Source organism: Chelatococcus sp. GCM10030263 (assembly GCF_042666455.1).
GTDB lineage: Bacteria > Pseudomonadota > Alphaproteobacteria > Rhizobiales > Beijerinckiaceae > Chelatococcus.
This window is the reverse complement of the sequence record NZ_JBHTDB010000009.1, coordinates 560,475-572,712: the sequence shown is the minus strand read 5'-3', so window position 1 is coordinate 572,712 and position 12,238 is coordinate 560,475. Positions and strand designations below refer to the sequence as shown.

Sequence of the window (12,238 nt, the reverse complement as noted above, 5' to 3'; positions counted from 1 at the left end):
GCGGGTGAATGCAACGGGCCGCGCAACCGGGACAACCGTCGTCGCCCCGTCATGCACAGCCCTGACGCGGACGTCCTTCACGGGCGCGCGGCTCCTTCGCCGTCGCGCTGCGCTGCCTCGGCATCGGTGCCGAGCATCGCGGCCTTCTGCGCCTCGTCCGCCCGCTCCATCGCCCTGTAGCGCATCAACCCAACCGGCAGGAGGCCGAGATAGATCAGCGTGCAGACTGCCAGAACCTCGAAGGTGAAGCTCACGAAAAGCGCCGCGAACAGCACCACCAGGACGAACAGCGGCAGCACCCATTCCCGCGGCACGCGGCTGCCGAAGGCCTTGCCCGAGAATGTCGGGATGCGGCTCACCATCAGGAAGGCGATGGCAATGACATAGATCGCGACGAAAGGCGCCGCGAAACCGCCGATCGGCACGCCCAGGAAATTGAGGTAAAGCGGCAGCATCACCGTGACGGCGCCCGCCGGTGCCGCCATGCCCACGAAGAAGTTCTTCTGCCATTCCGGCCGGCTGGGATCGTCGAGCATCACATTGAAGCGCGCCAGCCTGAGCGCGGCGGCGATGGCGAAGACGAGCGCCGCGATCCAGCCCAGCGAACGCAGCTCGCGCAGGTTGAAGATATAGAGGACGAGCGGCGGCGCGACGCCGAAATTCACGAAATCCGACAGAGAGTCGAGCTCGGCGCCAAAACGTGACGTGCCCTTGAGCATGCGCGCGATGCGCCCATCGAGGCCATCGAGCACGGCCGCGACCGCGATGGCGAAGATGGCGAGGTGGAAGCGCCCCTCGATGGCGAGCCGGATCGCGGTCAGCCCAAGGCAGAGCGCGAGCAGCGTGATGACATTCGGGGCGAGCAGGCGCAACGGCACCGGCTTGAACAGCCGGCGCTTGGGCTCGTCCGGGTCCGGCTGGAAAGGTGGAAAGAGATCGCTCATCGCCGTTCCCGGATTGCCGACGGGCCGTATCGCATCAGTTCTGCCGGTAAAGGCGCGCTTCGCCCTTCACGGAGAGATCGGCCATCACCGTTTCGCCCGCAACGGTGCGCTGGCCGACACCGACGAGCGGCGTGACGCTCGCCGGAAGATAGACATCGACCCGCGAGCCGAAGCGGATCAGGCCGAAGCGCTCGCCGGCCAGGAGGCTGTCACCCTCGCGCACGAAGGAGACGATGCGGCGCGCGACCAGCCCCGCGATCTGCACGACGCCGACGCGCAGGTCCCCGTGCAGGATCACGAGCCCGTTGCGCTCGTTGTCCTCGCTCGCCTTGTCGAGGTCGGCGTTGATGAAGATGCCAGGCGTATAGACGATGCGCTCGATGATGCCACCGACCGGGCTGCGGTTCACATGGCAGTCGAAGACATTCATGAAGACCGAGATGCGCGTCATCGGCACGTCGGACAGGCCGAGCTCGGCGGGCGGCAGGACGGTCGCGATGCCGCTGACGCGCCCGTCGGCAGGCGCGATCACGAGGTCCTCGCCGATCGGCGTCACGCGCTCCGGATCGCGGAAGAAGAAGCACATCCAGACGGTGATGATGGCCCCGAGCCAGCCGAAGGGCGTCCAGAGATGGCCGAGCACCAGCGAGGCGACGACGGCAATCGCAATGAAGGGATAGCCTTCCTTGTGGATGGGCGTGAGGCTGCTGCGGATCGAATCGTAGACGGACAAGGCGTTCCTCCAGCTCAGGCGCAGCGACGGGACAAGCCGCATCGACCCGGCAGACCCATCCGGATGCCAGCAAGGCCCGCCAGCGTCAACCCGCAGCGCTCACTCGGCCGCATCGAGCTCTCCGCTCGTCGGTTCGGCTTCGGCCCGCCGCAGCCGCTCGCGCGCCTCTTCGGCTTCGCGCTGCTGGTTCCAAAGCGCGGCATAAAGGCCGCCCTTGGCGATCAGCGCCGCATGGCGGCCGCGCTCGACGATGCGGCCCTGGTCGAGCACGAGAATCTCATCGGCCCCGACGATCGTCGACAGGCGGTGGGCGATGACGAGGGTGGCCCGCCCGCGGCTCACGCGTTCGAGCGCCGTCTGGATCTCCCGCTCCGTAAAGCTGTCGAGCGCCGAGGTCGCTTCGTCGAGGACGAGGATCGGAGGGCCCTTCAGGATGGTGCGGGCGATCGCGACGCGCTGCTTCTCGCCGCCGGAGAGCTTCAGGCCGCGCTCGCCGACGGGCGTGTCGTAGCCTTCGGGAAGGCTGCGGATGAAGCCGTCGATCTGGGCTAGGCGCGCGGCCTCGAAGACCTCCTCGTTGGTGGCGTTCCAGCGCCCATAGCGGATGTTGTAGCCGATGGTGTCGTTGAAGAGCACGGTGTCCTGCGGGACCATGCCGATAGCGGCCCGTATGGAGGTCTGCTGCACCTCGGCGATGTCCTGGCCGTCGATGAGGATGCGCCCCTTGCTCGGCTCGTAGAAGCGAAAGAGCAGCCGCGACAAGGTCGACTTGCCCGCCCCCGACGGCCCGACGATGGCAACCGTCTTGCCGGCCGGTACGGTGAAGCTCACGCCTTTGAGGATCGGCCGCTGCGGATCATAGGCGAAATGCACGTCCTCGAAGGTGACGGCGCCTTCCTTGACGACGAGCGGCGATGCGCCCGGCCGGTCGCGGATCTCCGGGTCGCGGCCGAGGATCGAGAAGATCTCGCTGATGTCGATCAGCGCCTGTTTGATCTCCCGGTAGAGCATGCCCATGAAGTTCAAGGGCATGTAGAGCTGGATCAGCATGGCGTTGACCATGACGAAATCGCCGATCGTGCCCTTGCCCTGGCGGATATCGCCAACTGCCAGCGCCATGACCGCCGTGAGCCCCAGCGTGAAGATCACCGCCTGGCCGGCGTTGAGCACGGCGAGCGACGTATAGGTCTGGGTGCTCGCCCGCTCGTAGCGTTCCATGGAGACGTCGTAGCGCGCGGCCTCACGCTGCTCGGCGCCGAAATATTTCACCGTCTCGTAATTGAGAAGCGAGTCGATCGCCTTGGTATTGGCGTCGGAATCGGAGTCGTTCATGCGCCGGCGGATATCGATCCGCCACTTCGTCGCCTGGTAGGTATAGCCGAGATAAAACACGATCATCACGACGACGACCGCGGCGAAGCGCCAGTCGAACTGCCACCAGAGAATCCCGACCACGAGCACGAATTCGAGGATCGTCGGCAGAAGCTGCAACACCGTGAGGCGCACGAGCTCCTCGATGCCGTTGCGGCCGCGTTCGAGCACGCGCGTCAGGCCGCCGGTCTTGCGCTCCAGATGGAAGCGCAGCGACAGCCGGTGCATGTGGTCGAAGGTCTGCAGCGCCAAGCGCCGCACCGCATTCATCGCCACCGAGGCGAAGAGCCCGTCGCGCGCCTGGGTGAAGAGCGCCATGGCGATGCGCATGGCTCCGTAGAGCATCGTCAGCCCGATCGCCCCCGCCCAGAGCGGGCCGGTCGCCTGCCCGGCGCGCGCCGGATCGATCTCCATGGTCAGCGCATCGACAGCCCATTTATAGCTGTAGGGCATGAGAATAGTGATGGCCTTGGCCACCAGGAGCAGCCCGAAGGCCATGTAGATGCGCATCCGCAGATCGGCGCGGTCATGCGGCCACAGATAAGGCCAGAGACGTTCCAGGGTGGCGGCGAAAGCCGAGGCCGGCTTGTCCGAGCGAGGTTCTTGGCTTTCCCCCTCGGACGACAGCACTGACATGTTTGACAATCCAGATCGTTGAGACCGACCCTATATAGGGCCGGTCCCCCCTGCGTGCAGCCCCTTGGCACGCAATCCAGACCCGTCACTGCGCGCGTGCGCCCGTCCTCTGCTCGTTCGGCAGCACGAAAACCTGACCGGGGTAGATCAGATCGGCATCGCGGATCTGATCCTGGTTGGCATCGTAGATGACCGTGTAGCGCGCGCCGCGCCCATAGGTACGACGGCTGATGCGCCACAGGCTGTCGCCGCGCGTGACTGTCGCGGTCTGCACCTCCGGGATGACGACGGCGGAGGCCGACCCGCCCGTCTCGACGCCCGGCGGCGGAGCCGGCATGCCCGGCACGGCGGGCGGTGCTTGCGGCCCCAGAGCGGCCGGCGCCGATCCGGCATTGGTCGCGATCTGCGGAACAGGTGACGGCGATGGGGAAGCGCTCGCCGGCCGGTCGGCGGCGACCAGCGGTGCGGCAGAGGCAACGGCTCCGACCGGCATGGTGAAAGCCACCTCGGCCCGCGACAGCACCTTGCCGGTCTGCGGTTCGACGTCGTCGAGGCGCACCCTGTAATCTCCGGGGGCGAGCCCCTTGGCGATGGTGAAGGACAGCCGCCCGTCGGCGGCGGCGCGTGCCGAGGCGAGATAAGTGTCGTTCAGATAGAGCCGGATCGTCGCCGCGGCGGCAGCGCGGCCGGAGACGAACATCCGGCCGGCATCCGCCTCGACGGTCTCGATGACGATGGAGGGGCGAAGCGCCGCCGGCACCGGCGCGATCGCCGGCCCGTTCTGGCTTTGCGCAATCGCGCTCTGCCCGGCCGCCTGGCCAGTAGCGGGCGGGGCGCCTGTCGCGGCGGCTGCGCCTTCCGGCTTCGACAGCACGACCGTCGGCTTATCGGGTGCGGTCAGGGCGACGATCGGGGCCGTCTTGCGATCGTCGGCGACGACGACCGTGACCTCTTCTCCCGATTTTGCCTCGCGGCCGTTGGAGGAGACGCGCAGCGACAGTTCATGCGTGCCGGGCGGCAGCGCCGGTGGCGTCATGGCGAAGGCGCCGGAGGGATCGGCCGTCGCCTCGCCGACAGGCTGGCCGTTGCGCAAGAGCTCCACCTTCGCCCCGGGTGGCGCCCTTCCGGCCACCACCGAGGAGCCATCGGGCTCCACACGCACGACATCGAAAGCGGGCGGCTGTTTGGCGGGATCGGCGGGCGGAGCGCCCTGCGCCGGCGGCGACGCTGGCGGTGTAGACGGCGTGGTGGCCTGCTGGCTCGTCGGCGCGTTGGGCGCATTTGGTGCATTTGGCACCGGACCCGGCGCAGGCGCTGCCGCATTGGGCGCAGGCGTCTCGGATGGTGCCGCGGCAACCGGCGCTTGCGGCGTCTCGGGCTCATGCCGCTGCGGCACGCCCCACACATAGATTCCAATCGCCAGGATCACCACCCCGACGACCGCGATTGCAGCCTGGATCCCCCGCGTGCCCATGTTCCCCAACAATCCAAGGCCTTTCTGATGAGCCCGTCAGCACGACGCTACTCATTTCCGTGGGCTGCGGCCAGAGCGCTTGCGCAGAAGAATGCGACATTGCGGTGACATACGCGGGCTTTTGAACGGAAAACCCAGCGCAACCCGAATTCAGCCTACCGCGCCTAGCCCGGGCTTGACGGCCGCGCGGCTGCGAGCCACATCCATTTTCATGACCTTCATCCGATCTGTCTGTGTCTATTGCGGTTCAGCTCCCGGCATCGACCCGATCTTCGCAGAAGAGGCTTCTGCGCTCGGGCGCTCGATGGCCGATGCCGGGATCAGGCTCATTTATGGCGGCGGCAATATCGGGCTGATGGGCACGGTGGCGCGTGCCGTGCTCGATGCCGGCGGCGAAGTCACGGGCGTCATCCCGTCCTTCCTGAAGGACCGCGAGGTTCTCCTGGAAGACGCCCAGGAGACGATCGTCGTGCCGGACATGCATACGCGCAAGCAGATCATGTACGAACGGGCGGACGCCTTCATCGCGCTGCCCGGCGGCATCGGCACGCTGGAAGAGCTCGTGGAGCAGCTGACCTGGGCGCAGCTCGGCCGGCATACCAAGCCGATCCTGCTCCTCAATACGCTGAACTTCTGGCGGCCGCTGCTTGACCTCTTCGACCACATGGGTCGGTCGGGCTTCATCCGGCCGGGCCTCGAAGTGCGCTATCTCGTGGCGGACCAGGCGGCGGATGCCGTCCCGCAACTCGTCGCGGCGATGGAAATCATCGGCCGTCCGCGCGAGGAAACCGCCATCGTCACGCAGTTCTGAGCGGAGCAGTCATACCGGGCTCCGGCTCCGTCGCCCGGGATGACCGGTGCGCTTACGCCCCGCTCGTCACCAGCTTGTAGATGATTGAATCGCTCAGGGCCTGAAAGGAGGCGTCGATGATGTTCGGCGAGACGCCGACCGTCGACCAGCGCGCACCGGTCTCGTCGCCGGATTCGATCAAGACGCGCGTTACCGCATCCGTGCCGCCCTGGAAGACGCGCACCTTGAAGTCGATAAGGTGGATGCCTTCGATAAAGCGCTGGTATTTGCCAAGATCCTTGCGCAAGGCAAGATCGAGCGCATTGACCGGACCGTTGCCCTCCGCCGCCGAGATCATCGTCTCGCCGTCGACCTCCACCTTGACGATGGCTTCGGCCACGGTCACGAGCTCGCCGATGGCGTTGTAGCGCCGTTCGACGTTGACGCTGAAACGCTCGACCGTGAAGAAGGTCGGCACTTCTCCGAGCACGCCCTTGGCGAGCACGAAGAAAGAGGCATCGGCGGCCTCGTAGGCATGGCCTTGCGCCTCGCGCTCCTTCACCACCGCCAAAAGCCGCGACAGGCGCGGATCGTCCTTGTCGACGGCGAGCCCGACCCGCGCCAGGCCGGCGATGAGATTGGACTTGCCCGCCTGATCAGAGACGAGAAGCTGGCGCTGGTTGCCGACCGCCTCCGGTTCCACATGTTCGTATGTGCGAGGATCCTTCAGCACGGCCGAGGCATGGATGCCGGCCTTCGTCGTGAAGGCGCTCGCCCCGACATAGGGCGCATGGCGGTTGGGCGCCCGGTTCAGGATCTCGTCGAGGGCATGCGACACTTGCGTGAGACGGCTGAGGCCATCGGTGTCCACACCGATCTCCAGGCGTTCCGCATAGGGTGCCTTCAAGGCGAGCGTCGGGATGAGGCTGACGAGATTGGCATTGCCGCAGCGCTCGCCGAGGCCGTTCAGCGTGCCCTGGATCTGCCGCGCGCCGGCCCGCACTGCCGCCAGCGAGTTGGCGACGGCACAGCCCGTGTCGTCATGGGCGTGGATCCCGAGGTGATCACCGGGAACGCGGCGCGCAACCTCGGCGACGATGGTTTCGACCTCGTCGGGCAAGGTGCCGCCATTGGTATCGCAGAGCACGATCCAGCGGGCGCCGGCCTCATAGGCCGCCGTGACGCAGGCGAGCGCGTAATCGGGATTGGCCTTGTAGCCGTCGAAGAAATGCTCGCAATCCAGCATCACCTCGCGGCCGGCGGAACGCACCGCCTCGAGACTCTCGCGGATGCCGGCGAGATTGTCCTCGAGCGTCGCCTCCAGCGCCACCTTCACCTGATAATCCCAGGACTTGGCGACGAAGCAGATGGCGTCGGCCTTCGCCTCGAGGAGCCCGACAAGGCCGGGGTCATTGGCGGCGGAGCGCCCGGCACGTTTGGTCATGCCGAAGGCGGCAAAACGCGCGCGCTTGGTCGCCTTCTCGGCGAAGAAGGTGGTGTCGAGCGGGTTGGCGCCGGGATAGCCGCCCTCGACATAGTCGATGCCGAGTTCGTCAAGAAGCCGGGCGATCAGCTGCTTATCGGCGAGGGAGAAATCGACATCGGTCGTCTGCGCGCCGTCGCGCAGGGTCGTGTCGTAGAGATAGAGGCGTTCGCGGGCGCTCACGGTTTCGGCTCTTCGGAAAAGGGCAGCACTTTCGCCATGGTGGTATTGCCGAGCCATTCGTCGCCGACGGTCACCGTGTTGCGGCTCTCGGCCTCAAAGCCTCGCCCCTCGAAGAACGGGCGCGCCGTGTCGCTCGCGTCGACCGTCAGGCGCCTTGCGCCGCGCGCGGCAGCAAGCTTTTCGAGGGCGTCGCACAGCATGGTGGCTATGCCCTGCCGGGCGAAGCTCGGGTGAACATAGAGCATGTCGATATGGTCCTTGCCCTTGAGCGAGGCGAAGCCGACCGCCGAGCCGCCGATGGTCGCGACCAGCGTGAGCGCATTGGCGAGCCGCGCACCGAAATCCGGCTCGTCGGCCCTTGCCGCCCAGGCGGCGCGCTGGGCCTCGCCATAGTCCTCCTCGGTCAGTTCCTCGATGCTGTCCTGGAAGATCGCAACGAGGATATCGAGATCGGACGGCAGATAGGGCCGCAGCGCGGGTTGGGGCATGGTCTGGGCCATCAGCGCTTCATCTCCCAGGTGGTCACGGGCTGGCCGGAGGCGTTCTTGCCGTCCTTCAACTGAATGCCCATGGCGGCGAGTTCGTCGCGGATGCGGTCGGACTCGGCCCAGTTTTTCGCCGTGCGGGCAGCGGCGCGGTTCACCAGCAACCGCCGAGCAGCCGCGTCGAGATCGCCGGCCTCGACAAGCACATCGCCGGAGCCCGTCACGGCTCCGCGCGCACCTGCCCCAAGGGCTGCCTCGGCGATCTCGTCGAAGCCGATGAAGGCGAGCGCGGCGCGCAGATCGGCAAAGCGCTTCGTCCGCTTCATCTGGTGTAGCGCGGCGATGGCTTCCGACAGGTTCAGGTCATCGTCGAGCGCCTCGATGAGTTCGGCGGGAGGCGTGATGGCCGGCGCGGCATCGCGGCAGGCCTCCCACCAGTCGCGCAAAACCGTCTCGCTCTCTTCGAGCGCAGCCGCCGTCCAGTCGATCGGTTGGCGGTAGTGGGTCTTGAGCATGGCGAGGCGCAGCACTGCGCCCGGCCAGGAGCGGCCGCCGAAGGTGTCGGTTTCCAACAGCTCGTTGATGGTGACGAAATTGCCGAGCGACTTCGACATCTTCTCGCCTTCCACCATGAGGAAGCCATTGTGCATCCAGACCTGCGCCATGACCGGCGTGCCGAGCGCGCAGCAGGACTGGGCGATCTCGTTCTCGTGGTGGGGAAAGACCAGATCGATGCCGCCGCCATGGATGTCGAAGGTGTTCTTGACAGGGTCATCGCAGGCAAGCCCACCGCCAAAGGGCGCAAGGAGCTTGGCCATGGACATGGCGGAGCATTCGATATGCCAGCCAGGGCGGCCCGGCGTCGCGATGCCGGCGGGGCTCTCCCAGGCCGGCTCGCCGGGCTTGGAGGGCTTCCACAAGACAAAATCCATGGGATCGCGCTTGTAGGGCGCGACATCGACGCGGGCGCCGGCCAGCATCTCGTCCAGCGAGCGACGGGCGAGCCCGCCGTAGCGTGGCTGGCCGGGCTGACGCCCCATGCCGTCGACCGAAAAGAGCACGTGCTCCTCGGCGACATAGGCGACGCCGCGGGCGATGAGCCGCTCGATAAGCGCCCGCATTTCCGGGATATGCGCCGTGGCGCGGGGCTCCTCCGTCGGGGGCAGCACGCCGAGCGCTGCAACGTCGCGGTGGAACTGCTCCTCCGTCGCGGCCGTGACCCGGGCTATGGCCTCGTTCAGGGGCAGGTCCGGATAGTCCCGGGCGGCGCGTGCGTTGATCTTGTCGTCCACGTCCGTGATGTTGCGGACATAAGTGACGCAATCTGCGCCGTAATGGTGGCGTAGCACGCGGAACAAGAGGTCGAAGACGATGACCGGCCGGGCATTGCCGATATGGGCATAGTCGTAGACGGTCGGCCCGCAGACATACATGCGCACATGGCGGGGATCGATGGGGCGAAAAGCCTCCTTCGATCGCGTCAGCGTGTTGTAGAGCCTGAGGCCCCTATCGGGGCCTCTGTCCAAGGCGTCTTGCATGTCCTACCCCTCAGCATCCCCGCGCCGCCCTCGCCTTTCGGCCAATGAGGCGGCGTGCCTGCGCAGAGTCCCGGCCCCTGGCTATCGGCTCGCTCTGATCAATCTCGAAGGGAAAGACAAGACGGCGTCAGCCAGCGATCGAGCTAGCTGCAAATAATCCTGATCCGAATAGCGCGGACGGTTGCCATCATGGGGCGGATCATTGCCTTCTCCGCACGAATCCGTCAAGAGCATGCGCCCGGTGCCATCCTGTGTGCAGGCACACTGCGGAACTCCCTGTTTCGCAATTTATTTACGGGAACAGTCGAGATTGCGTTGGGCAGTCTCCCGAACTCGAACAGTGTTGCAGGCCATGCGTCGCGTTTCCGTTCTCTCGTGTTCAGCCATCCTCCTCAGCGCCTTCGCTCTCGTCTCTCCCAGCCTTAGCGCCAAAGCCGCGGAATCGACCTTCGTCATTCCGGCGAGCGACGGCTATGGCGTCGCCGATTGTCTGGCGACCGGCGGCGACTGCGCCAATGGCGTCGCCAATGCCTGGTGCGTCGCCCAGGGCTATCGCCAGGCCAGCGGCTTCCACCCCGCCTCCGACGTGACGAGCTCGACGGGCGCCCTGCCCCGGCGCGCGCGCAACGCCGTCGTCATTACCTGCGACAACTGAAGCAGCGATCTACTGCTTCACCCAATCGGCGCATTTCGGCACCTCCGCATTGGCGCCCCAGGGCATGATCGGCACGCTCGAGGTTGAATTCTTGGGCGAGCCCTCGATCAGCTTATCGGAATAGACGAGATAGACCAGCACGTTGCGCCGGACGTCACAGCCGCGCACGATCTGCACGCGCTTGAACACGAGCGAGCGGCGTTCGCTGAAGACGACGTCGCCCTGGGCGAATTTCTCCTTGAAATGGATCGGCCCGATCTGGCGGCAGGCGAGCGAGGCATCCGACACCTCCTCGGCGACGCCGAACATGCCCTTGATCCCGCCCCGTTCCGGCAAGGTGTAATGGCAGGCGACACCCTCGGCGACCGGATCATCGATGCCGTAGACGGCGAGCGTGTCATCGGGCGTCAGCATCTTCCACACGGTGGATTTGCGGAAAATCAGATCGGGGCCTTCGGCATGCACTATCCCGGCCGGCGCCAGCATGCCGAGCGCGCCGATGACGGCCGCGATGAAAACTCTGGATACCGTGCGACCTATCATCGCTCTCTCCCATCCTCTGCGCGTGGAGGTGACCTGCGGGACATATAGGTGGACAGGAGCGGAAATCCGCCCCCGGGGTCGCCCTTGAGCGGCGATTACCTTGGAATCACGCGGCCCACGGGCGTCCACACTATGCTTCATCTGCGACACATTCGGCGTTCCGCGCCACTGCCGAACCGCGCGCATGGCTTAAGCTGGACGATATGCAAGGCAGCTCAGAACATCTCTAAACTACTGTTTTCGTTGCGTTTTTATCGGCAATAGTGGTATCGGCATTGATGCCGTGCGACCGGCATGAAGATTCGGGATCAACGAGAGCCGGCTGGCCGTTTCGTGCGGTCAGTTTGCGACGACAGGTGGATGACCGTATGCGCCTCCTTCATTTCGACCGGCCCATGCGCCAGGTTACGCGTACCGAACTCATCCTGTGCTTGGGCGTGAGCCTCTTCGCCCTTCTCGGGATAACGCAGGCTCCGGGGACCCCACGGCCCCTTAAGGCTGTCAGCGCCCTCGCAGCCCCATAATCGCTGCGAACACCGGCCACGCGGAAAGCGCTGCCTGCCTCGTCGACGGGCCCGGCGCCTATAGGGCGCCGACCATCCACGCTGGACGAGATCCGCTCTGGACCTGGCGAAGCGCAGTTGTGATAGATAGCGACGCCGAGACCGCCGAGGTCCAAGGCTTCGCCGCGTCGCATTCCATGGTACCGATCTCTCATGTCACCTCCTTCAAACCGCGCAGGTCCATCGCCCACTGAAGCTGCCCCCGCCGTTTCCTCTGCCGAGGACATGGGCGAGATGAAGCTCATCCTGGGACGCTTTCTGCCCTACCGGCTGAATGTGCTCGCCCAGGTCGTTGCGGAAGGTCTCGGCCGGATCTACGCGAAACGCTTCGGCTTCGGCATTCCCGAATGGCGGATCATTGCGCTTCTCGGGGAGTCCGAAGAGATGACCGCCCGCGACGTCGGCGTCCACACCCGCATGCATAAGACGAAGGTCTCGCGAGCGACGGCGGCACTTGAGCAGCGCGGCCTCATCGAGCGCCGCGCGAATGAGCGGGACCGGCGGGAAGCTTTCCTGTCGCTCACGGTCGATGGCCGCGCCGTCTATGCGCAGGTGGTGCCGATCGCTCTCACCTATGCCGGACAGCTGACCGACGGGATTCCCGCCGAAGAGCTCGCCACTTTCGAGCGCGTCATCGAAATTTTGATGCAGCGTTCGGGCATTTCCGTCGACACGCCGCCGGAAATGGATATGTGAGACGGGTGGGCGGTGTCCCCTGGGGGCCGAGCCGCGTGACTGAGTCCCGAGCTTTTGTTCGGCGATTTTAACTTCTCCCTTCCGGGGAATCGCGACACAGTTTAGTCACGGTGAGGCGTATAGATCCGCCATCGAGCGGGCCGA

Annotated in this window: 11 protein-coding genes; 3 read left to right on the top strand and 8 right to left on the bottom strand. The window is 65.9% G+C overall.

Going from position 1 to position 12,238, the window contains the following annotated elements:
* Positions 1-77: 77 nt before the first annotated feature.
* From pssA to ACFQU1_RS21545, 4 genes are all read right to left on the bottom strand, one after another.
* Positions 78-944: a CDP-diacylglycerol--serine O-phosphatidyltransferase gene (pssA, locus tag ACFQU1_RS21560; protein ID WP_378136540.1), complete on the bottom strand. Its 867-nt coding sequence runs from the start codon at positions 942-944 to the stop codon at positions 78-80.
* A 34-nt stretch (positions 945-978) separates the two neighbouring features.
* Positions 979-1,677 (bottom strand): phosphatidylserine decarboxylase, encoded by a 699-nt coding sequence (locus tag ACFQU1_RS21555; RefSeq protein WP_378136538.1) that lies wholly within the window; start codon positions 1,675-1,677, stop codon positions 979-981.
* A 99-nt stretch (positions 1,678-1,776) separates the two neighbouring features.
* The gene (locus ACFQU1_RS21550; RefSeq protein WP_378136536.1) at positions 1,777-3,684 is read right to left on the bottom strand and encodes an ABCB family ABC transporter ATP-binding protein/permease; all 1,908 of its coding nucleotides are present in this window, start codon (positions 3,682-3,684) and stop codon (positions 1,777-1,779) included.
* An 85-nt stretch (positions 3,685-3,769) separates the two neighbouring features.
* Positions 3,770-5,158, bottom strand: a complete 1,389-nt coding sequence (locus tag ACFQU1_RS21545) for an Ig-like domain-containing protein (RefSeq protein ID WP_378136534.1) — start codon at positions 5,156-5,158, stop codon at positions 3,770-3,772.
* A 211-nt stretch (positions 5,159-5,369) separates the two neighbouring features.
* Here ACFQU1_RS21545 and ACFQU1_RS21540 point away from each other — a divergent pair, with 211 nt between their 5' ends.
* Entirely contained in the window at positions 5,370-5,969 is a 600-nt protein-coding gene (locus ACFQU1_RS21540) for a TIGR00730 family Rossman fold protein (protein ID WP_378136532.1), read from the top strand.
* A gap of 52 nt (positions 5,970-6,021) precedes the next feature.
* On the opposite strand, the gene cimA is transcribed toward ACFQU1_RS21540, so the two are convergent.
* The 3 genes from cimA to cysS are packed head-to-tail and all read right to left on the bottom strand — an operon-like array spanning position 6,022 to position 9,637.
* Positions 6,022-7,614, bottom strand: a complete 1,593-nt coding sequence (gene cimA / locus ACFQU1_RS21535) for a citramalate synthase (RefSeq protein ID WP_378136530.1) — start codon at positions 7,612-7,614, stop codon at positions 6,022-6,024.
* Positions 7,611-8,114 (bottom strand): GNAT family N-acetyltransferase, encoded by a 504-nt coding sequence (locus ACFQU1_RS21530; protein WP_378136528.1) that lies wholly within the window; start codon positions 8,112-8,114, stop codon positions 7,611-7,613. Before ACFQU1_RS21530 ends, cimA begins: the two co-directional genes overlap by 4 nt.
* Positions 8,114-9,637, bottom strand: a complete 1,524-nt coding sequence (gene cysS, locus ACFQU1_RS21525) for a cysteine--tRNA ligase (RefSeq protein ID WP_378136526.1) — start codon at positions 9,635-9,637, stop codon at positions 8,114-8,116. Before cysS ends, ACFQU1_RS21530 begins: the two co-directional genes overlap by 1 nt.
* Positions 9,638-9,989: 352 nt before the next feature.
* On the opposite strand from cysS, the gene ACFQU1_RS21520 reads away from it, so the two are divergent.
* Positions 9,990-10,292, top strand: a complete 303-nt coding sequence (locus ACFQU1_RS21520) for a hypothetical protein (protein ID WP_378136524.1) — start codon at positions 9,990-9,992, stop codon at positions 10,290-10,292.
* A 9-nt stretch (positions 10,293-10,301) separates the two neighbouring features.
* Here the strand turns inward: ACFQU1_RS21520 and ACFQU1_RS21515 are convergent, their stop codons facing one another.
* Positions 10,302-10,778 (bottom strand): CreA family protein, encoded by a 477-nt coding sequence (locus tag ACFQU1_RS21515; RefSeq protein ID WP_378136817.1) that lies wholly within the window; start codon positions 10,776-10,778, stop codon positions 10,302-10,304.
* 854 nt (positions 10,779-11,632) lie between these two features.
* Here ACFQU1_RS21515 and ACFQU1_RS21510 point away from each other — a divergent pair.
* Complete coding sequence (locus ACFQU1_RS21510) at positions 11,633-12,094, top strand: MarR family winged helix-turn-helix transcriptional regulator (RefSeq protein WP_378136522.1); 462 nt, start codon at positions 11,633-11,635, stop codon at positions 12,092-12,094.
* Positions 12,095-12,238: the final 144 nt, after the last annotated feature.

What these genes read in the sequence shown, in the direction of transcription:
- pssA (WP_378136540.1), bottom strand. Translation starts at nt 944, where the DNA reads ATGAGCGATCTCTTTCCACCTTTCCAGCCGGACCCGGACGAGCCCAAG.
- ACFQU1_RS21550 (WP_378136536.1), bottom strand. Translation starts at nt 3,684, where the DNA reads ATGTCAGTGCTGTCGTCCGAGGGGGAAAGCCAAGAACCTCGCTCGGAC.
- ACFQU1_RS21545 (WP_378136534.1), bottom strand. Translation starts at nt 5,158, where the DNA reads ATGGGCACGCGGGGGATCCAGGCTGCAATCGCGGTCGTCGGGGTGGTG.
- ACFQU1_RS21540 (WP_378136532.1), top strand. Translation starts at nt 5,370, where the DNA reads ATGACCTTCATCCGATCTGTCTGTGTCTATTGCGGTTCAGCTCCCGGC.
- ACFQU1_RS21530 (WP_378136528.1), bottom strand. Translation starts at nt 8,114, where the DNA reads ATGGCCCAGACCATGCCCCAACCCGCGCTGCGGCCCTATCTGCCGTCC.
- cysS (WP_378136526.1), bottom strand. Translation starts at nt 9,637, where the DNA reads ATGCAAGACGCCTTGGACAGAGGCCCCGATAGGGGCCTCAGGCTCTAC.
- ACFQU1_RS21520 (WP_378136524.1), top strand. Translation starts at nt 9,990, where the DNA reads ATGCGTCGCGTTTCCGTTCTCTCGTGTTCAGCCATCCTCCTCAGCGCC.
- ACFQU1_RS21515 (WP_378136817.1), bottom strand. Translation starts at nt 10,778, where the DNA reads ATGCTGGCGCCGGCCGGGATAGTGCATGCCGAAGGCCCCGATCTGATT.
- ACFQU1_RS21510 (WP_378136522.1), top strand. Translation starts at nt 11,633, where the DNA reads ATGAAGCTCATCCTGGGACGCTTTCTGCCCTACCGGCTGAATGTGCTC.